Raw genomic sequence first — 17,555 nt, 5'->3', positions numbered from 1 at the left:
GGATCAGACCAGCCCGCGTCCGTCCATCCGCAGCACGGGGACGAAATCGTCCGGGCCGCCGCGCGGCAAAGTCACCGTCAGCCCCGCATCGCTGCGTTCGAACTTCACGCGCCCGCCGCCGACCAGCGTGACGCGCTCGATCGCGGCATCCGGCAGCGCGGCCTTGCCCAGTCCGACGATCGTCACCGGGCGCTCGGGCCATGCCAGCAGCGCGGCGTAGAGCGCGCCCTTGCGCGTGGTGAAGCGCACGTCGTCGGCAGTGAATTCGACCTTGCCTTCGTTGAACATGCCGCCGCCGACCTTCGTGGGGCCCTCGCCGTAGATGCGCCACGGCCGCGAGCCGAAGATCGCCGCGTCGCCGTTGCGCTGCATCCAGCGCGTGATGCCCGCGACGATCTTCTCCTCCTCGCTATCGATCGTGCCGTCGCCGCGAACCGGGATAGACAGCAACAGATTACCGTTCTTGGAGACGACGTCGCACAGCCGCTGGATGACCTTGGCTGCGGGCACATATGATTTCTGTTCGTAGCGTGCGCGGTTGTAATGCCAGTCGCCGATGCAGGTACAGGTTTGCCACGGCTCTCCGCGCAGCCGATCGCTGAAGCCGCGCTCGACATCGTCGACCAGTGCAGTGCGCTGATACGGGGTCAGCTGCTTGGCAGTGGCGACGACTTCGACGCGGCCATCGCGCGCGATGCTCTGACGGTAGTAATGCGCGATCGCCTCGAGTCCGACATTGCCGAAGGGCAGCCCGAAATTGTCGAAATAGACCATGTCCGGCCGATATTTCTCGACCAGATCCTGCTGGCGGAGCAGCCATTTGGCGACGTGGTGCGGGTTCTGGGGCGGAGCGAATTCCATCCAGCGGCCGCTGTGCACGTCGTGCCAGTCGCGCATCGCCTTCGCGCTCTCGATTCCCTCGGGCGGAACCATCGACGGGCCGGTATAAAGCTCCTGCGGGTCGAGCCCGTCCCACCATTTGCCGGCGCCGTCGGCCTTGGTGAGCTTGAATGCGTCGTAACGCTCGCCCGCCCGCGGACCTTCGGCATCGTAGCCATAGGCTGTCTGCCACCAATGCCACGCATGCGCGCTGTGGTTGGAGACCGCGAAGCGCAACCCGTTGGCCCGCGCGATCTTCTCCCAGGTGCCGATGATGTCGCGCTTCGGCCCGACGCGCAGCGTATTCCACGCATGGTATTTGCTGTCATAGGTGTCGAGATTGTCGTGATGATTGGCGAGCGCCATGAAATAGCGCGCGCCCGCCGCCTTGTAGAGCCGGACAAGGTGCTCGGGGTCCCAGTTCTCGGCCTTCCAGGCATTCTCGATCTCGAGGAAGCCGCGATCGGCCGGATGGCCATAATTCTTCAGGTGATGCGCGTAGACCGGGTTCCCCTGGAGATACATCTGGCGGCCGTACCAGTCGCCGAATTCGGGGACGCATTGCGCGCTCCAATGCGCCCAGATCCCGAACTTGGCGTCGCGGAACCAATCGGGCACGCGAAAGGCGTCGACGAGACCCGCCCAGTCGGGCGCGACCTCGGCGCCGGCGGGAAGGGACACGCTCGCGGCGCTCGCGCCCGCGAAACTTCCGAGCGCCTGTCTCCGCGTAAGCCGCATGTCCCCACCTTTTCACATGTAAAAATTGTTTTCTAAACCTATCAAGGGCGCGGCGCAGAAACAAGGTCTCGCGCGCTTTGGCCCCGCAACTACGGGTTTCTGCCATGTTTCCATGGTCTGGGATCTAATGTAAAAGGCGGGTTAAGTAGCCGGAATTGCATGCGTTCTCTGCAAGCGTTCCTGCAAGATCCGGAGCGCGTGTATGGGGGACAGGCGGGGCATAGAGCCCGTGCGTTATTCGACTGCGGGGATAGATCCCGCCGAGCGTCATGAAACATGGTCCGATCGCGGATGGCCCAGCGTGGCCGCGTTGTTCGATTCCACGCCGATCGGTCCGTTCTCGACCTCGGCGGAGAATGTCTATCTCGACGGGATGGCAGTCTCCTATTCGACGGGGACCGCGCGCCTCCTCGAACGCACGCCCGAGCGGATCGCAGCGGACCGGATCGACATTCTCGGTGTGGGCGTGCTGCTCGAAGGCGAGATGCACGGCGTGGCCCGGCTCCGCGAGTTCGAGGCGCGCTCCGGCGAGATACTGCTGTTCGACATCGCCCAGCCGATCACCATGACCATGTCGATCGCCCGCTCGATCCAGCTGGCGATCCCCCGCGCGGTGGCCGAGGCGGAACTGGGCCCGGTGGCGGATCTGCACGGGCTCGTCATCGGCCGCGAAGAGGCGGCCTTGTTCTACGCGCATCTGGTCAAATTGAGCGAGGCGCTGCAGGCGATTTCCAGCGAGGATGCGCCACGGCTCGCCCGAACGCTGCTCGATCTGCTCGTGGTGGCGGTGCACGCCGCGGCACATGCCGAACGCGATGCTCCCCCGCGCATCGTCGGCATGGCGGCGCGGGCGCGAACCGAGATCCGCGCGCACCTCGAATCTTCGTCGCTCAACGTCGCCAGCCTCTGCCGGCGATTGAACATCTCGCGAAGCACGCTGCACCGGCTGTTCGAGGCCGAGGGCGGGGTGCAGACCTACATCCGTAACAGCCGGCTCGACGCCGCGAGGATCGCGCTTCTCGATTCCACCAACGACGAACGGATCGGGGCGATCGCCGAACGGCTGGGCTTCAGCGACGCCGCGCATTTCAGCCGGCTGTTCCGCGCGCGTTTCGACCAGACTCCCAGCGAGTGCCGGGGCGGGCGCAGGGAGGCCTAGAAGAGCAGGGTCAGCGCGTAGAAGCCCGCGCCGACCAGCGCCGAGGCGGGGATCGTGATCACCCAGGCGAGGACCACGCTCTGTGCCACGCCCCAGCGCACCGCCGATGCGCGGCGTGCGGTGCCGGCGCCGATGATCGAGCCGGTGATCGTGTGCGTCGTCGAGACCGGAATCCCCAGCGCCGATGCCGAGAACAGGATGATCGAGCCCGCCAGTGAGGCACTGAATCCCTGGTGCTGCGACAGCTTGGTGATGCGCGAGCCCATCGTCTCGATGATCTTCCAGCCGCCGGTCATCGTGCCGAGCGCGATTGCGACATAGCAGCTGATCGCCACCCAATGGGGCACGTGGAATTCGCCGGTCAGATTGCCGGTGGAATAAAGCAGCACCGTGATGATGCCCATCGTCTTCTGCGCGTCGTTGAGGCCATGGCTCAGCGAATAAGCGGCGGAAGACAGAAGGTGCAGGCCGCGGAAGCTGCGCTCGGCAGTGCGCGCGGTGGCACGATGCAGCAGCCACGAGCTGATGAGCATGACGAGCATCGCGAGCAGCATGCCCAAAGTCGGCGACAATACGATCGCGAGCAGCGTCTTGTTGAGCCCGCCCCAATGGATGCCGGTCAGTCCCGCATGCGCTACGCCCGCACCGATCAGACCGCCGATCAGCGCATGGCTGCTCGACGAGGGAATGCCCTTCATCCAGGTCAGCACGTTCCAGAACATCGCCCCGCCGAGCGCGCCGAAGATCACCGCGGGCGTCACGACATCCTTGTCGACCAGCCCCTTGCCGATCGTCTCGGCGACGGCGTGAAGCGAGGGGATCGCGATCGTCAGGAAATAAGCGGCGAAATTGAACACCGCGGCGAACAGCACGGCCTGCACCGGCGACAGCAACCGCGTGGCGACCACGGTGGCGATCGAATTGGCGGCGTCGTGAAGCCCGTTGAGGAAGTCGAACGCCAGCGCGACGGCGATCAGGCCGATCAGCAGGGGCAGGGCTAGTTCGTGCATGTCGGCGCGTCAGGCGTGATCGATGACGATGCCGTCGATCTCGTTCGCGACATCCTCGAACGCGTCGACGATTCGCTCGAGATGCTTGTAGAGCTCGCGCTCGACGACGAATTTGAGCGTATCGGTCGCGCCATGCTCCTTGAGCGAGCGCTTGAGGCCGGCGGCGTGGATGTCGTCGGCATGGCCTTCCATGCGGACGAGGCGTTCGGTCAGCTCGTGCAGGCGGGCGCTGTTCTGCGCGACGTTGCGGAGCAAAGGCATCGCCTCTGCGGTGATCCGCGCGGCATCGACGACGATGGCCGCCATGTCCTTCATCTCGGGTGAGAAGCTCTCGACCTCGTAGAGCGCGATCGCGTTGACCGTCGCCTGCATCTCGTCGATCGAATCGTCGAGCGCGCCGATCAGGCTCGTGATCGCGCCGCGATCGAACGGCGTGAGGAAGGTCTTCCGCACGGTCTGGAGCACTTCGCGGGTGATGTTGTCGGCATCATGCTCGCGTTCGATGACTTCGCGGACATGCTCGGCGCTCGCGGGGCCGCCCTCGAGCAGGCGCGCCAGCGCATCACCGGCGGCCATGACGGTGACCGAATGCGCCTCGAACAGTTCGAAGAAGTTGCCCGTGCGGGGCAACAGGCGCTGGAACCAGGCAAACATCGGACCTAACCTCGATTTTTCGGCGACGGCGCCAAGGACGCCGGTGCGCTGGGTTGCAGCCTTGAACTCGGACGCGCCGAACGAACGGATGAGGTCGCGCAGGTCGGGTTCCTCCACGGCGTCCGCCGCTTCCGAAAGCGTGAACCAGCGCCGTTCGCGTTCCTGCTGTTCCTTCCAGCTGGGAAGTTCACGCGTCACTGCGAGCGGGAAGACGTCGACGTCCATCATCAGCGACGCGCCGCTGCCGCGCCGCTTGCGATACCGATAGGAGCCGAGCGGCGTCGGGCAGACGGGGCCGACCACGCCGGCTTCTTCTTCGGCCTCCTGCGCGGCGGCGACATGCGGTGCCGTGCCCGACATCGCATTGCCCTTGGGTATCACCCATCGGCCGGTACCGCGCGAAGTGACCAGCAGAATGCGGACCGCGGCATCGGTTGCCGGGTCTTCGTTGCGATAGGGCAGGGCGGCGATTTGGCGAATGACGAAGTTCCGGGCTGCCGGCGCGTCTGGCCGGCCGGCCGCAATGGCTCCAATCGTTGCGCAATTCAAGCAGGACCGCGATTTGACCGACGCGCTTCAGCCCCTGTTCAGACAAAAGGTGCCATGATCGCGCAATGCGCAAGTTCCTCACTATCCTGTTCCTCGGTGCGGCCACCATTGCCGCGCCTGCCATCGCGGGCGAACGCCAGACCCCGGAAGCGAAGCTCCAGAAGCTGCTGGACGGGCGCGTGGCGGGCAAGCCGGTCGATTGCATCAGCCTGTCGTCGGTGAGCAGCAGCCAGATCATCGATGGCAAGGCGATCGTGTACCGCGTCGGCGGGCGCCTCTATGTCAACGAGCCGCGTTCCGGCGCGAACCAGCTGAACGACGATGTCATCCTGGTGACGCGCACCTCGGGCTCGCAGCTGTGCAGCATCGACACGGTGCATCTCATCGATTCGACCAGCCGCTTCCCGCGCGGCTTCGTGCAGCTCGGCAAGTTCGTGCCTTATACCAGGGTCAAGCAGGCCAACTGACTCCCCGGGGCATGAGTCGCCTGAGTCAATAACGCGCGAGAATGCGGTTCATCTGATCGATTTCGTTGCGCTGAGACTCCTCGATCCGACGACAGAGTGCTGCGATCTCGGGATCGGTGATCCGCGCCTCCCGGCACATCAGGATCGCGCCCGAATGGTGCGGGATCATCGAACGGAGGAACTGCGCGTCCCCAACGCCTGCTTGAGTCCGGATGCCCGCAAAGGCGAGCAGGAACAAGGCGACGAAGCCGGCATGCAGCGCGAAGTTGAGCCTGCGATTCTGGTACATCGATCCCATCAGCAGCATCATCAGGATCGCCATCGGCGCGACCATCATCAGCGCCATGTAGAACATGTTGATGTTGTTGAAGAAATCGCTGACCCCGTCGATCATCGCGAACATCACGAAATACATGATGACGAAGCTCAATACGAGGTTGATCGCGAGCCTGGCATAATGCGCGTGCATGCTTTCTCTCCGGCTTCGTCGCACCCTGCGCGACGTCCGGGGGCAACGTTTGCCGCGCGCGGTCTGTTGCATACCCTTCAGGCGGCGAATCGGACGGAACCCAGATACAGGTAAGCCCCGTCGCATTTCTGCGGCGGGGCTCCCTGAAGGCTCCTTTCGGTCGGTTGTCCGACCGGCCGAAGCCTTCGATTCCACTCATCTTTCGATCAAGCGGGTAGCAACAACGCCTCCATCGGCATAAGGTTCCACGACGGACTGTCCCGACTGGCCGAATGCAGCCCTCGGTCTATCCCACCGGGTGGAACCTGAAAGGGGCCCGATCGTACCTTCAATGCCGGCTGACGCCCATCGGGGCCGACTGCGCGGACGTCTGATGGACGCCGCAACCGGCAGGCAGGCCGATCATGGAAAGTCCAGCAAAGCCGCAACGAAGCCTCGCATTTCTACTGCAGCGCGCGATCGAAGAGCGTCACGCGGCGGCGAATGCCCGTTGCCACGAAGCCCGGCTCGCCCACCAGGAACTCGCGCACCGGTACGTCGAGGAGGCGAACGCGCTCGGCTCCCGCGAAACCGTTCAGCCGTCTTCGCTCGATTCGGAGATCGGCCCGGGCATCAACGATCCGCCGGCAACCAGGCACGGGAGTATTTGAACATGCGTCTGGAGCCCATGCCGGTGAGGCGCTGAGCGAGATTGCCGGGCCGAGCCCCATCCATTCGCAAACGGTGTGACGCACTCAAACGCAGGGAGAATCCGCCATGACCATCGCGCCCAAGCTTCGGCATTTTCTCGACACGCAGCACGCGGAGTACGAGCTGACCGAGCATCCGCCCACTTTGTCCTCGACCGAGACCGCGAGGGTCGCGCACATTCCGCCGAGTTGCATGGCAAAGGCTGTCCTGCTCGAAATGCCCGATCATGAGCCTCTGCTCGCCGTCTTGCCCGCCGACCGCCGGATCGACATCGCGGATCTGCACACCGAGCTCGACGGGAAACCACGGCTCGCCGGCGAAAGGCAGGTGGTCGGGATCTTCGACGATTGCATGCCGGGCGCGGTGCCGCCGCTGGGAGCCGGCTATGGCGTCGACATGATCGTCGACGACGATCTCGCGCGCGAGCCCGACATCTTCTTCGAAGCCGGCGATCATCGCTCGCTCGTGCATATGGAGCAGGCCGAGTTCCGTCGGCTCACCCGCGGAGCGCGCCACGGAAGCTTCGGCACGATCGAAGAATAAGCGGCCGCTCGCCGGCGTTCAGACGATCAGCGGCTGCCGATTGCCATATCGTTGCATGATCGGCCCGCGCCGCAAGCTGAGCAGGATCAGGCCAACCCCGCAGACCGGAAAAAAATTTGCAGGCCGGTGTCGATTCGCGACAACCCGGTTCGTCGTTCCGATGCCAAGTGATCAGGCTGGCGCAAACAAGGAGACAGACAATGCGTGTGATGGTGTTGGTGAAGGCAACCGAAGACAGCGAAAAGGACTTTGTCCCGACCCCAGAGACCACCGCGATGATGGAGGCGATGGGCAAATTCAACGATGAGCTGCGCAATGCCGGCATCCTGCTCGCTGCCGACGGCCTCAAGCCCTCCTCGGCAGGTAAACGCGTTGCTTTCGACGGCCCCGGCCGTACGGTCATCGACGGGCCTTTCGCCGAGACGCGCGAGCTGGTCGCCGGCTTCTGGCTCTGGGAAGTCAAGGACATGGACGAGGCGGTTGCCTGGGTGAAGCGCTGCCCCAATCCGATGCCGGGACCGAGCGAGATCGAGATCCGGCCGCTGTACGAGATGGCTGACTGGCAATGAGAAACTGACGTCGGCACCTGAGAACCTCAGCCGCAGCCGGCTTGCCTGGCGTATCGCTTCGGCCGACAAGGCGGCATGGCAGGTGGCGAGACCCAACAGGCGATCGAAGCGGTTTTTCGCATCGAACGGGCCAGGCTCATCGCGGGCCTGGCCCGAACGGTGCGCGATATGGATCGTGCCGAGGAACTGGCGCAGGACGCCCTGGTCATTGCCCTCTCCGAATGGCCTCGGTCCGGCGTTCCGGCCAATCCCGGCGCTTGGCTGATGACCGCCGCCAAGCGCCGCGCCATCGACGCGATCCGTCGCGACAAGATGCGCGAGCGCAAGCACGAGGAGATCGCGCAGGAACTGGACGGCGAAACCGACGATGCTGACCTGATCGCAGCCATGGACGACGATCTCGGTGATGAGCTGCTGGGCCTCATCTTCACGGCCTGCCACCCCGTAATTTCGGCCGATGCCCGCGCGGCACTCACGCTACGGGTCATCGGCGGCCTGACGACCGACGAGATCGCGCGCGCCTTCCTGTCGAGCGAGGTGACGATCGCGCAGCGCATCGTCCGCGCGAAGAAGACGATCGGCAAGGCCGGCCTGAGCTTCGAAGTGCCGCGCGGCGCCGAACGGGCGACTCGGCTCTCCTCGGTGCTCGAGGTCGTCTACCTCATCTTCAACGAGGGCTATGCCGCCACGGCGGGCGAGGACCTTGTTCGGCCGAGCCTGTGCTTAGAGGCGCAGCGGCTGGGCCGCATCCTGGCGGCGCTGATGCCGGAGGATCCGGAGGTATCGGGCCTGCTGGCGCTGATGGAGATACAGGCATCGCGCCTGTCCGCACGCACCGGGCCGGACGGCGCCCTCTTGACCCTGACCGAGCAGAACCGCGCCCGCTGGGACCAGTTGCTGATCCGCCGCGGCCTCGACGCATTGGCCCGTGCCGAAGCGCTCGGGGGCGCCGACGGCCCCTACGCGCTGCAGGCCGCGCTTGCCGCCTGTCATGCCCGCGCGCGAACCGCCGTCGATACCGATTGGCCCCACATCGCGGCGCTCTATGATCGACTGCGCGTGGTGATGCCCTCGCCGGTGGTCGATCTCAATCGCGCGGTCGCGCACAGCATGGCGTTCGGGCCCGAAGCGGGCCTGCGGCTGGTGGACGAGATTGCCGACGCGGCCGCCCTGCGCAATTACGCGCCGTTGCCGGCGGCGAGGGGCGACTTCCTGTTTCGGGCCGGCCGGCTGGCCGAGGCCCGCTCCGAATTCGAGGCTGCAGCCAGCCTCACGCGCAACGCGCGCGAAGCGGCGTTTCTGCTCGCCCGCGCAAATGCCTGCGGTCACCCTATGCTGCCGACGAGCGGTATCTCCAAATTGAGCGGCATCCGCATTTGATGCGGGGATTTTCACCGGCAGCCCGGTTCGGACTCGCGTCGGCGTTGCTGTGCGCGATCGTGTTGCTCTTCTTCTGGCCGGGCGTCGCGCATTACGACAGCGTGGCGCAGTACCAGCAGGTCGTCTCCGGCAGTTACTATGACTGGCATCCGCCGATAATGGCTCGGCTCTGGTCGCTCTTCCATGCGCTGGGCTGGTCAGGGCAGGGGCCGATGTTTCTGCTCCAGACTCTGCTCTACTGGACGGGGCTCGGCCTGCTTGCCGCGGCACTGGCCCGCGGTGGCGCGCGGATTGCCGCGGTGGCGGTGCTCGCGCTCGGCCTCTGGCCTCCGGCGCTCGGCTGGCAGGCGGTGGTGGTCAAGGACGGACAGATGACCGCCGCATTGCTCGCCGCGACCGGTCTGGTCGCGTGGCAACGGCTGCAAGCGAAGCGGCTCGGCCGCATCCGCGCTGCAGCAGTGCTCGTGCTGCTCGTCTATGCGGTGCTCGTCCGATCCAATGCGATCTTCGCAGTGGCGCCGCTTGCGGTGGGACTGTTCGCGCCGTGGCGCTGGCACGACTGGCGGTCGCGCGTTCCGCTGATCGGCGCGGCGACGCTGGCCACGCTCGCATTGTCTCCCATCATCAACCATGGCGTGCTCGGTGCCGAGGCGAGCGGCGTCGAGGCGACCCAGCCGATCTTCGACATGGCCGGTATCGCGCACCGCGAGGGGCCGGACGCAGTGCCGCTGCTGCCGCCGGGGACATGGCGGAAACTGGAGGCGCAACGCTGCTTCTCCTCGATCCTGTGGGACATATTCTCGATCGGCAAGCGCTGCGACTTCATCCAGGACGGCCTTACTGGCCGACCGCGCCAGGAGATATTCTCCGCCTGGACAGATGCGATCCGCGAGCATCCCGGTGCGTATCTGTCGCACCGGCTCGCGCACTGGAACGCGACGATGCGCTGGTTCGTCCCCTGGCACTTTCCGCAAGCGGTGCCGCAAGCCGAATCGCTGCCGAACAAATTCGGGCTGCGCTCGCCGGGGCAGCACGTCGCGGGCTATGACAGGTTCGCCGGCTGGCTCGCCAACAGCCCTCTGGGTGCGCCAATTTTCGCCTTGGCCGTGGCGTTGGCGGTGCTGGCACTGGCGCGGCCCGCGCAAAGTGCCGCCCATGGGCTCGCGGTTCCACTCGCGCTGTCGGCGACGGCGATGGAATTGAGCTTCCTCGTCGTCAGCATCGCGATCGACTGGCGTTACCACCTCTGGTCGATGCTTGCGGCCTGGCTGTCCGCGATCCTGCTCGTCACCGAACCGCTGCCCGGGCGCCGGGTGCGGATTGCGCTGGCGGGGCTGGCGCTGATCGCGTTCACCGCTCTCGCGGCGCGGCTGATGCTGCCGCCGATTGGCGACGACTATGCGGCATTGATCCGCTGAACGCGATCGCGACGGCCAGATTCTCGCTTCGCGACCGCCATCTGACAGATCAGTCGCCGGTCCGGGGCCTCCAGCGTACCGCCGCCACGAAGGCGAGGGTGAAGAGCAGATGGACGATCAGGAACAGCCCGGCGATGTCCCGCGCTTCACCGCTCGCCACGCCCTGGATATCGTTCGCCGCGACCGCCCCGAAGCCGACGATATTGGCGAGCAGGACCGCGCGCAGGTCCGAGGGCTCGGCATTTCTCGACAGCCAGTTGAGCACCGCGATGCCGAGAAAGGGCCCGCCGAGCAGCCGCAACAATGCGAGCAACTTGGGACCGGCATCTGCCGGCACGGCGCCACGGCCGAACTGCAGCGGAAAGAACATCAGCGCGAGCCCGACGGCGGCGAGATACAGGCTGGACAGGATGAGCGTCAGTTTCGTCATGACGTGACCTCCGACCGTATAATCGGGAGCCTATTATAATGCGTTCGGGGGGCGGCGCACCATGCGCACCTTTCCGCTCTTGCCACCACCGCAGAAGAAAAGGTCGGCGCCGTCGGATTCCAGTCCCGACACGCCGGTGCCCTGGGGCATGTCAAGCCGCGCGAGCACCTCGCCGGTGCGGGGATCGATTCGACGCACGTCGCTGGCATCGTCCTGCCAGGTGCCGTGCCAGAGCTCGCCATCGACCCAGGTGACGCCGGTCACGAACCGGTCGGACTGAATGGTGCGGAGCACCGCGCCCGTGTCCGGATCGATCTGGTGGATCTTTCGATCGCGGTGCTGCCCCACCCACAGCGATCCTTCGGCCCAGGCCAGGCCGGAATCGCCGCCATTGCCCGGCGCCGGGATCGTGGCGAGTATCTCGCCACTTGCCGGATCGATCTTGCGGATCACCGCCTCCGCGATCTGGAACAGATGCCTGCCGTCGAAGGCGGTTCCCGCATGCGCCGGGACCTCCAAGGCACCGACGACCTCACCCGTGTCCGGATCGAGCGCATTGACGCGGTCACCGGATGCGAACCAGACGCGTTCCCCGTCGAAGGTCACGCCGCCGATGCCGTCGCCCTCGGCGAGGGGAAAAGGGCCATATTCCCGGACGATCTCGGCTGCAGCGTGCTTCATGATCAGTCTCCTTCCCGGCGGATCAGGCGTTGGCCGGCGGCATCTTGTCAAACTTCGGCAGCGTGGGATCGAGCTGGTCCCAGATATGGCCCGCCGCGGTCCACATGACGAACTGCGGCTGATAGCGCGCCGGATCGTCGAGGCTGGCGGCGCTTGCGACGAAGATTTCCGGCATGTCCGGAAGAGTCAGGAAAACCGGCGTGCCGCATGTCGGGCAGAACGCCCGATGCTTGCGCGTGCCGTCGTCGCCGACGGCTTCCCAGATCGACGGCGCGCCGGTCACCTTCGCTGATGCGCCGACAAAGGTCAGGTGCGAGCCGTGTCCGGTGCCGCTGTCGCGCTGGCATTGCCGGCACTGGCAGTCGTTCATCATCGCGGGTTCCGTGGCCACTTCATAGCGAATGGCGCCGCATGCGCAGCCGCCGGTATAGGGTTCGGTCATGTCATCGCTCCTCTGTTCTGGAGCCGGCCTAGCCATCCGGCAGCGGCGCCGGGAGTAACAAGCTTGTCGGGAAACCGGGCACCTGTCGCGCCATCCAGCGGCATGCGCGGCCGCGGCCGAAGGATTCGGCGCTGCCGTTGGCGGCGAGTCCCTCCAGCGCGCGCTGCACGGTCCGCGGACTCGTGTCGAGCGCCAGCGCGAGCGCCGAGCTCGACCAAGATTCTCCATCGGCGAGCAGCGCCAGCAGCGCGGCATGATCGTTCTCCGCAGGCGGCACGAGCACCGCGACCGTTCGTGCGCCCAAGGGTTCGAGGATGAAGCCGCACTCGGTGGCGCTGATCTCCGCCAGCGCGCCGAGCTCCTTGCGCAGCCGCCCGATTTCGACGCGGAGTCGCGCGCGATGCGATTCATCGGCTTCGCGTGCACCGAAAGCACGTTTGAGCAGGGTCTCGCGCGATGCGTCTCCAGGCCAGGCTTCGGCCAGCACGCGAACGAGGCCGAACAGCACCGGGCGGCTGCCCAACTGGACCAGGCTTCCGCCGACGCGGACCAGATTGCGGCACGCGTCGATCACGAGCCGATCCGAAGCGATCAATGCCTCGACTTCGGCGAGCCTGAGCAGCCGTTCGCCCTCCGTCGATATCAGGCGCGCGGCTGGCGCTTCGAAGGCTTGCCTTGCCTGCGCGACCTCCGCCGCCAGCGACGCGATGCCGGTGTCCCGCGCCGCTTGCTCCGCTGCTTCGAGAGCGGCCTGCGCCGGCGCCGCCCGGATGCGCCGCATCGCGATGCCCGCCGCGACCAGCCAATAGCCGGCGCGGGAGGCGCGGGGTAGCGCATCGGGATCGAGCCCGGCGAGGATTTGTTCGGCCTCATCGAGTCGACCGATCAACAATAGTCGCCGCGCCTCGAGATAGCCGGCATGCGCCGCATTGGCGCGGTCGCCATGTGCATCGAGCACTGTCCGGGCTGCGCCGAGCGGGCGCATGGCCTCGCCGAGATCGCGTGAGACGAGTGCGATCTCGGCCCCCGCAACGATGCAGCGGGCGCGGGCGACCGGCTCGCGCGATCCGAAGGCGCGCGTGGCGCGGCGCAGCAGATCCCGGGCTCTGGCAAGGTCGCCGAGCTGCGCCATCGCGATCCCGCGCAGCGCGAGCGCGGGCGGGTCCTCGCGCAGCGCGACTCGCTTCAACGCGCCGAGCGGATCGCCCATCGCGAGCGCCCGGGCCGCGGCGGTGATCAGCGAGTCCATCGAAATCCCGTCAAACTTGTAACTCTCACCCCCGTCATCGCCGCGCCTAGTCCGGTTCCCGAGGTAATCGAGACCGGAGCATGGCGATGTCCGCAACCGCAAACAAGGATTGGCCGGGCGCTGCCTGGCTTGCACGGGCGGCCGCGCCCAGCTTCGCCGCAATGGCACTGATTTCCGCCATCGACGCGCCGACGATGGCGGTCTGCACCGCGGGACCCGCGATCCTGCCGCTCGACGGGATGACCGCGATGTACCTGCTGATGGCGCTTTTCCATTTGCCGCCCTGGCTCAGGCTGGCGGCCCGCAACCGACCGATCACGCAAGGAGACGAATGATGAACCCCCAGGTTGTTTCACGCGAGCAATGGCTCACCGCCCGCAAGGTCCTGTTCGAGAAGGAACGCGAAATGACCCATGCGCTCGATGCGCTCCGGGCCGAGCGCCGGCAGCTGCCATGGGTCAGGATCGACAAACCTTATGTCTACGAAGGGCCCGAGGGGCCGTGCACGCTGGCGGACCTGTTCGGCGAGCGCAGCCAGCTTGCCGTCTATCACTTCATGCTAGCCCCCGGTTCCGACCATCTCTGCCCCGGTTGCTCGTTCACGATGGATCACGCCGATGCGGCGCGGCAGCATTTCGAGCATGCCGACCTCGCCTTCGCCGCGGTCTCGCGCGCGCCGGTCGATCAGATCGAGGCAGTCAAGGCGCGGATGGGATGGACCTTTCCGTGGGTGTCCTCGGACGACGGCGATTTCAACTATGATTTCGGCGTCTCCTTCGCCGCCCAGGATCGTGAGGCCGGCCGCGCAACCTACAATTACGGGCTGACCAGGATCCAGCGCAGCTCGGACATGTTCGGGCTGAGCATCTTCGTCAGGGACGATGCGGGCACCATCTTCCACAGCTACTCGACCTATCATCGCGGCACCGAGCTGCTCATGGGCGCGTTCAATTGGCTCGATCTCACGCCCAAGGGTCGCAATGAAACCGGCGGCACGATGAGCTGGGTGCGCTTACACGATCAATATTGAGCGGCCGGGCGAAGGTTCCGCAGCCTTTTGCCAGCTATCTCGTCGGAACGGCCGCCCCGGCATAGGGATCATAGCCGGGGGGAGGAGAGGGCTTGGCCGGCGTTGCGTTGGACGGCATCGCCGGCTGCGCAGCGGCGACGGGCCTTTCTTCCGCGTCGTCGATATCTCCGGCAACGGCGCGGATGCCTGCCGCTATGGTCGACGCGCCGAACAGGATGAAGCAGCCGATCACCACCGTTACGCCGCGCCGGATAGGCAGGCGGCCCGACAGCATCATCATTCCCGTGCCAGCCACGCTGACGACTGCAATGCTGGTCGCGATCGTGCCGAGCAAAGTGCCTTCGAGCCAGCTGACTGCGTTCAGAAGCGGGCTCGATCCCAGCGGATCCGCGAGGGAGTCCATTCCGCCCGACGTCCAGATCGTCGGCATCGGCAGTATCACGCCAGCATCACTTCGGCGACGCGGCGCTGCCCGCCGGTGCGCGCGAGATGGACGTACACATCCACCGTATTGCGGACATAATGCCGCACATCCTCGCGGCCGAGCTGGGTGCCGGCCTGGAGCACCAGCAACACGATCTGCTCGATCGCGCGCTCGGCCGAATCGGCATGGACCGAGGTCATCGATCCCGGGTGCCCGGTGTTGATCGCGCGGAGGAACGCATAGGCCTCCTCGCCGCGCAGCTCGCCGAGGATGATGCGGTCCGGGCGCATGCGCAGCGACGCGGCGAGCAGGTCGGTCGCGCTCACGCGCGCCTCACCCAGGCTACCGCGCACGGCGAGCAGCCCGACGAGATTGTCATGATGCTGGTGGAGCTCGGGCGTATCCTCGATCAGGATCAGGCGTTCCTCGGCGGGGATTTCGCGGATCAGCGCGTTGAGGAACGTGGTCTTGCCGGTCGAGGTGCCACCCGAGACGAGGATGTTCTTGCGCGCCCGCACCGCCGCGGAAAGCATGCCCGCGATGTCTCCGGAATCGAGCATCGCCGCCAGCCGGGCAACAGTCTCGTCGCGCTCGGGCCGGCGGTGCAAAGTGGTGTCGAAGGCGCCTGTCGCGACATAGTCGCCGAGGGAAAGATCGGATGAGACGTGCTTGCGGATCGCGATCGCCATCGGGCCGCGCGTGGCGGGCGGCGCGATCACCTGCACGCGCGCGCCGTCGGGCAGGCTCGCGGAGAGCAGAGGATGCTCGCGGCTGATTCCCTGGTGGGAGAGCGCGGCGATCTGGCGCGAGAGTCGCTCGAGCGTGGCGGCGTCGAGCGCGGGGGCGTCGTGGCGCTCGATCGCGCCGCCCAGCGTCTCCGTCCAGATCTCCTGCGGGCGATTGATATAGATATCGGTCACGTCGGGCCGCGCGAGCATGCCGGTCAGCGGCGCCAGATAGGAGCGGAGATAGACCTGCCCCTCGCGTTCCGCCGCGGCGGCGTTCATCGTGCCTCGACGCCGGTGAAATCGAGGTCGCGCGCGACGAAGATCGAGATGCTCGTCGCCGGCTTGACCTTGAGGGTCGGCCGGACCTGGTTGGGGATGCGCGTGATGCCACCCTGCGATTGCGGTATGATCACCACTCCCGAATCGATCGAGCGCGAGGCGAGGTTCACGCCGATATCGAGCGCCGATTGCAGGATGGCGCCGGCGAAGCGCTCGAAGAAATGGCTGTTGACGCTGGCCCGGATGCCGCCGCTGCCCAGCGTGTCGCTGGCCGGCGATCCGATCGCGATGGTGGCACCGTCGGGTCGGATCAGCCGGATCCAGTTGACCAGCATGCGGTTCTGGCCGGCCTCGGCATCGGAGCGATATTCACCGATCAGCCGGCTGCCGCGCGGGATCAGCACCCGGCTGCCGTCGAACCCGCGAACGTCGCGCGAGACGATCGCGCGGGCGAGGCCGGGCCGGGTCGAATCGAGTGCGGTTTCGAGCACCGCCGGGATCAGCGTGCCCTGCGGAACCGTCGTCGCCTTGTTCGCGAGCACGCCGGCGCCCGCGCGTGTGCCGGCGATGTTCGCGTTCGGCCCGCCCAGCGGCGAGGCGGGGACGACAGGGCCATTCTGCCCGTTGGGCGCCACCGCTGGTGCGGAGCCGGTAGTGTCGATCACGAGCGCGGGCTCCGTGGTCGTGCGCGACGGCGGCATGGGCGGCATCGGCTGCTGCTGCGCCGGCTGGGGAACGTAGACGACCTGCGGCGGTGGCGGCCGATATGCGGGTGCCGGCGCAGGAGCTGGCACTTCGCGAATCACGACCGTCGGCGGCGGCGCGGGCTCGGGCGGTACATATAGCGGCGGCGGCGTTGCCGGTGTCGTCACGAGATCCGTCGGGCGCGGACGCACCGCCGGTGCGGTCAGCGCGCGACGCCGCGCGTCGAGAACCGCGAACAGCAGCAGTCCGATCAGCGCGACACCTAGTATCAGCGCCCAGATCGGCGGCCCCGATCGCGGCCGCGCGACCATAGGCAGCACCGTCGCTTCGCTGGTCGTGCGTGGATCGGCCGAGGGTGGCGCCGTCGCCATTAACGACCTCCCTCGGAGACGCGCTGCGCCGTCGCGCTGCTGCGGTCAATGCGGAAGACGAGCTTCGCCTGGACGCTGTCGATCACCATCCACCCGTCGCGCATCATGCCGTTGACCAGCGTCTCCTTGCCCTGATCGTTGACTGCATAGATCGCCGGCAGTGTGCGCCCGGGCGGCCATTCGATATAGGTGTGCACGCCATCGTCGTGCATCCCGCTGGGGATGAGCGCCCGCGCGCCGCGCATCTTGTAGCGGCCGAGTTCGGCACCGGATGCCGTTTCGGCCGCCGCGGCCTCTGGCGAGGGATAATGGAAGCGCAGGGCATAGGCCATGTCGGGCTGCGGCCCGGGCAGCGGCACCAGCTCGAACGAATAGAGCCGCGCGTCGGTGACCACGGTCATGTTGGTCGTCACGTCCGATCGGACCGCCTTGACAAACAGCCGGTCGCCACGGCGATTGGCAGTCACTTGCCACGCGCCGCTGTCGCCGATCGCGACATTCTCGATATGCTCGTCGGGGGCCAGCTCGACCGTGACCTGATAGCCCGGCGCGGCCTGGAGCGTGAACACCTGGTCCGGACTGTATTCGATCGACTGGAAACGCGGATTGGGCGGGGCGGGCAGCGGTGGTGGCGCGGCCTGGGCATGCGCGAGCGATGGGGCAAGCATTAGGATGGCGGCGAGCCAGGTCC

General features: G+C 66.6%; 21 protein-coding genes. 9 read left to right on the top strand and 12 right to left on the bottom strand.

The window, feature by feature from the left end:
• Positions 1-3: 3 nt before the first annotated feature.
• Complete coding sequence (locus ASE13_RS08205; protein WP_056613377.1) at positions 4-1,617, bottom strand: alpha-L-fucosidase; 1,614 nt, start codon at positions 1,615-1,617, stop codon at positions 4-6.
• Positions 1,618-1,918: 301 nt separating this feature from the next.
• Here ASE13_RS08205 and ASE13_RS08200 point away from each other — a divergent pair, with 301 nt between their 5' ends.
• Positions 1,919-2,776, top strand: coding sequence for a helix-turn-helix domain-containing protein (locus ASE13_RS08200; RefSeq protein WP_056613376.1), 858 nt, complete (start codon positions 1,919-1,921; stop codon positions 2,774-2,776).
• Here ASE13_RS08200 and ASE13_RS08195 read toward each other — a convergent pair.
• Positions 2,773-3,786, bottom strand: a complete 1,014-nt coding sequence (locus ASE13_RS08195; protein WP_056613374.1) for an inorganic phosphate transporter — start codon at positions 3,784-3,786, stop codon at positions 2,773-2,775. The two genes, ASE13_RS08200 and ASE13_RS08195, sit on opposite strands and share 4 nt — an antisense overlap.
• Positions 3,787-3,795: 9 nt before the next feature.
• Positions 3,796-4,920, bottom strand: coding sequence for a DUF47 family protein (locus ASE13_RS08190; RefSeq protein WP_235536939.1), 1,125 nt, complete (start codon positions 4,918-4,920; stop codon positions 3,796-3,798).
• 134 nt (positions 4,921-5,054) lie between these two features.
• On the opposite strand from ASE13_RS08190, the gene ASE13_RS08185 reads away from it, so the two are divergent.
• On the top strand, positions 5,055-5,456 hold the full coding sequence (locus ASE13_RS08185) for a hypothetical protein (RefSeq protein ID WP_056613372.1): 402 nt from the start codon (positions 5,055-5,057) through the stop codon (positions 5,454-5,456).
• Between the two features lie 25 nt (positions 5,457-5,481).
• Here the strand turns inward: ASE13_RS08185 and ASE13_RS08180 are convergent, their stop codons facing one another.
• Positions 5,482-5,925 carry a DUF305 domain-containing protein gene (locus ASE13_RS08180; protein ID WP_056613371.1) on the bottom strand — a complete coding sequence of 148 codons (444 nt, stop codon included), beginning with the start codon at positions 5,923-5,925 and terminating at the stop codon, positions 5,482-5,484.
• 404 nt (positions 5,926-6,329) lie between these two features.
• Here ASE13_RS08180 and ASE13_RS19775 point away from each other — a divergent pair, with 404 nt between their 5' ends.
• The 5 genes from ASE13_RS19775 to ASE13_RS08160 all read left to right on the top strand — a co-directional run bounded on the left by ASE13_RS19775 (position 6,330) and on the right by ASE13_RS08160 (position 10,525).
• Positions 6,330-6,575, top strand: a complete 246-nt coding sequence (locus ASE13_RS19775; RefSeq protein ID WP_156404786.1) for a hypothetical protein — start codon at positions 6,330-6,332, stop codon at positions 6,573-6,575.
• Positions 6,576-6,681: 106 nt separating this feature from the next.
• On the top strand, positions 6,682-7,158 hold the full coding sequence (locus tag ASE13_RS08175) for an aminoacyl-tRNA deacylase (protein ID WP_056613369.1): 477 nt from the start codon (positions 6,682-6,684) through the stop codon (positions 7,156-7,158).
• Between the two features lie 200 nt (positions 7,159-7,358).
• A complete protein-coding gene (locus tag ASE13_RS08170) occupies positions 7,359-7,727 on the top strand; it encodes a YciI family protein (RefSeq protein ID WP_056613368.1) in 369 nt (122 codons plus the stop codon).
• Positions 7,728-7,802: 75 nt separating this feature from the next.
• Positions 7,803-9,107, top strand: coding sequence for an RNA polymerase sigma factor (locus ASE13_RS08165; protein ID WP_056613367.1), 1,305 nt, complete (start codon positions 7,803-7,805; stop codon positions 9,105-9,107).
• Positions 9,107-10,525 carry a hypothetical protein gene (locus ASE13_RS08160; protein WP_056613366.1) on the top strand — a complete coding sequence of 473 codons (1,419 nt, stop codon included), beginning with the start codon at positions 9,107-9,109 and terminating at the stop codon, positions 10,523-10,525. Before ASE13_RS08165 ends, ASE13_RS08160 begins: the two co-directional genes overlap by 1 nt.
• A 49-nt stretch (positions 10,526-10,574) precedes the next feature.
• Here the strand turns inward: ASE13_RS08160 and ASE13_RS08155 are convergent, their stop codons facing one another.
• The 4 genes from ASE13_RS08155 to ASE13_RS08140 are packed head-to-tail and all read right to left on the bottom strand — an operon-like array spanning position 10,575 to position 13,327.
• A complete protein-coding gene (locus ASE13_RS08155; protein WP_056613365.1) occupies positions 10,575-10,955 on the bottom strand; it encodes a hypothetical protein in 381 nt (126 codons plus the stop codon).
• 33 nt (positions 10,956-10,988) lie between these two features.
• A complete protein-coding gene (locus tag ASE13_RS08150) occupies positions 10,989-11,636 on the bottom strand; it encodes a PQQ-binding-like beta-propeller repeat protein (RefSeq protein WP_056613364.1) in 648 nt (215 codons plus the stop codon).
• A gap of 22 nt (positions 11,637-11,658) precedes the next feature.
• Positions 11,659-12,078, bottom strand: a complete 420-nt coding sequence (locus ASE13_RS08145; RefSeq protein ID WP_056613363.1) for a GFA family protein — start codon at positions 12,076-12,078, stop codon at positions 11,659-11,661.
• Between the two features lie 28 nt (positions 12,079-12,106).
• On the bottom strand, positions 12,107-13,327 hold the full coding sequence (locus tag ASE13_RS08140; protein WP_056613362.1) for a hypothetical protein: 1,221 nt from the start codon (positions 13,325-13,327) through the stop codon (positions 12,107-12,109).
• Positions 13,328-13,413: 86 nt separating this feature from the next.
• Between ASE13_RS08140 and ASE13_RS08135 the strand changes: the two genes are divergently transcribed.
• Both ASE13_RS08135 and ASE13_RS08130 read left to right on the top strand, forming a co-directional pair.
• Positions 13,414-13,662, top strand: coding sequence for a hypothetical protein (locus tag ASE13_RS08135; protein WP_235536888.1), 249 nt, complete (start codon positions 13,414-13,416; stop codon positions 13,660-13,662).
• A complete protein-coding gene (locus ASE13_RS08130; RefSeq protein WP_056613360.1) occupies positions 13,662-14,357 on the top strand; it encodes a DUF899 domain-containing protein in 696 nt (231 codons plus the stop codon). The genes ASE13_RS08135 and ASE13_RS08130 overlap by 1 nt, the downstream gene beginning before the upstream one ends.
• 34 nt (positions 14,358-14,391) lie before the next feature.
• Here the strand turns inward: ASE13_RS08130 and ASE13_RS08125 are convergent, their stop codons facing one another.
• Genes ASE13_RS08125 through ASE13_RS08110 form a run of 4 tightly spaced genes read right to left on the bottom strand, consistent with a single transcriptional unit; the run spans position 14,392 to position 17,532 of the window.
• The gene (locus ASE13_RS08125; protein ID WP_235536887.1) at positions 14,392-14,799 is read right to left on the bottom strand and encodes a TrbC/VirB2 family protein; all 408 of its coding nucleotides are present in this window, start codon (positions 14,797-14,799) and stop codon (positions 14,392-14,394) included.
• The gene (gene virB11 / locus ASE13_RS08120) at positions 14,796-15,788 is read right to left on the bottom strand and encodes a P-type DNA transfer ATPase VirB11 (protein ID WP_056613359.1); all 993 of its coding nucleotides are present in this window, start codon (positions 15,786-15,788) and stop codon (positions 14,796-14,798) included. Before virB11 ends, ASE13_RS08125 begins: the two co-directional genes overlap by 4 nt.
• Entirely contained in the window at positions 15,785-16,864 is a 1,080-nt protein-coding gene (locus ASE13_RS08115) for a TrbI/VirB10 family protein (protein WP_235536886.1), read from the bottom strand. The genes virB11 and ASE13_RS08115 overlap by 4 nt, the downstream gene beginning before the upstream one ends.
• Positions 16,864-17,532, bottom strand: a complete 669-nt coding sequence (locus tag ASE13_RS08110) for a TrbG/VirB9 family P-type conjugative transfer protein (RefSeq protein WP_056613358.1) — start codon at positions 17,530-17,532, stop codon at positions 16,864-16,866. Before ASE13_RS08110 ends, ASE13_RS08115 begins: the two co-directional genes overlap by 1 nt.
• Between the last annotated feature and the right edge of the window lie 23 nt (positions 17,533-17,555).

The sequence above is a fragment of the Sphingomonas sp. Root241 genome (assembly GCF_001428865.1).
Lineage (GTDB): Bacteria > Pseudomonadota > Alphaproteobacteria > Sphingomonadales > Sphingomonadaceae > Sphingomonas.
This window is presented reverse-complemented; position numbering and strand designations above follow the sequence as displayed.

What these genes read in the sequence shown, in the direction of transcription:
- ASE13_RS08175 (WP_056613369.1), top strand. Translation starts at nt 6,682, where the DNA reads ATGACCATCGCGCCCAAGCTTCGGCATTTTCTCGACACGCAGCACGCG.
- ASE13_RS08170 (WP_056613368.1), top strand. Translation starts at nt 7,359, where the DNA reads ATGCGTGTGATGGTGTTGGTGAAGGCAACCGAAGACAGCGAAAAGGAC.
- ASE13_RS08185 (WP_056613372.1), top strand. Translation starts at nt 5,055, where the DNA reads ATGCGCAAGTTCCTCACTATCCTGTTCCTCGGTGCGGCCACCATTGCC.
- virB11 (WP_056613359.1), bottom strand. Translation starts at nt 15,788, where the DNA reads ATGAACGCCGCCGCGGCGGAACGCGAGGGGCAGGTCTATCTCCGCTCC.
- ASE13_RS08145 (WP_056613363.1), bottom strand. Translation starts at nt 12,078, where the DNA reads ATGACCGAACCCTATACCGGCGGCTGCGCATGCGGCGCCATTCGCTAT.
- ASE13_RS08180 (WP_056613371.1), bottom strand. Translation starts at nt 5,925, where the DNA reads ATGCACGCGCATTATGCCAGGCTCGCGATCAACCTCGTATTGAGCTTC.
- ASE13_RS08135 (WP_235536888.1), top strand. Translation starts at nt 13,414, where the DNA reads ATGTCCGCAACCGCAAACAAGGATTGGCCGGGCGCTGCCTGGCTTGCA.
- ASE13_RS08155 (WP_056613365.1), bottom strand. Translation starts at nt 10,955, where the DNA reads ATGACGAAACTGACGCTCATCCTGTCCAGCCTGTATCTCGCCGCCGTC.
- ASE13_RS08160 (WP_056613366.1), top strand. Translation starts at nt 9,107, where the DNA reads ATGCGGGGATTTTCACCGGCAGCCCGGTTCGGACTCGCGTCGGCGTTG.
- ASE13_RS08115 (WP_235536886.1), bottom strand. Translation starts at nt 16,864, where the DNA reads ATGGCGACGGCGCCACCCTCGGCCGATCCACGCACGACCAGCGAAGCG.
- ASE13_RS08195 (WP_056613374.1), bottom strand. Translation starts at nt 3,786, where the DNA reads ATGCACGAACTAGCCCTGCCCCTGCTGATCGGCCTGATCGCCGTCGCG.
- ASE13_RS08165 (WP_056613367.1), top strand. Translation starts at nt 7,803, where the DNA reads ATGGCAGGTGGCGAGACCCAACAGGCGATCGAAGCGGTTTTTCGCATC.
- ASE13_RS08140 (WP_056613362.1), bottom strand. Translation starts at nt 13,327, where the DNA reads ATGGACTCGCTGATCACCGCCGCGGCCCGGGCGCTCGCGATGGGCGAT.
- ASE13_RS19775 (WP_156404786.1), top strand. Translation starts at nt 6,330, where the DNA reads ATGGAAAGTCCAGCAAAGCCGCAACGAAGCCTCGCATTTCTACTGCAG.
- ASE13_RS08150 (WP_056613364.1), bottom strand. Translation starts at nt 11,636, where the DNA reads ATGAAGCACGCTGCAGCCGAGATCGTCCGGGAATATGGCCCTTTTCCC.
- ASE13_RS08110 (WP_056613358.1), bottom strand. Translation starts at nt 17,532, where the DNA reads ATGCTTGCCCCATCGCTCGCGCATGCCCAGGCCGCGCCACCACCGCTG.
- ASE13_RS08130 (WP_056613360.1), top strand. Translation starts at nt 13,662, where the DNA reads ATGAACCCCCAGGTTGTTTCACGCGAGCAATGGCTCACCGCCCGCAAG.
- ASE13_RS08205 (WP_056613377.1), bottom strand. Translation starts at nt 1,617, where the DNA reads ATGCGGCTTACGCGGAGACAGGCGCTCGGAAGTTTCGCGGGCGCGAGC.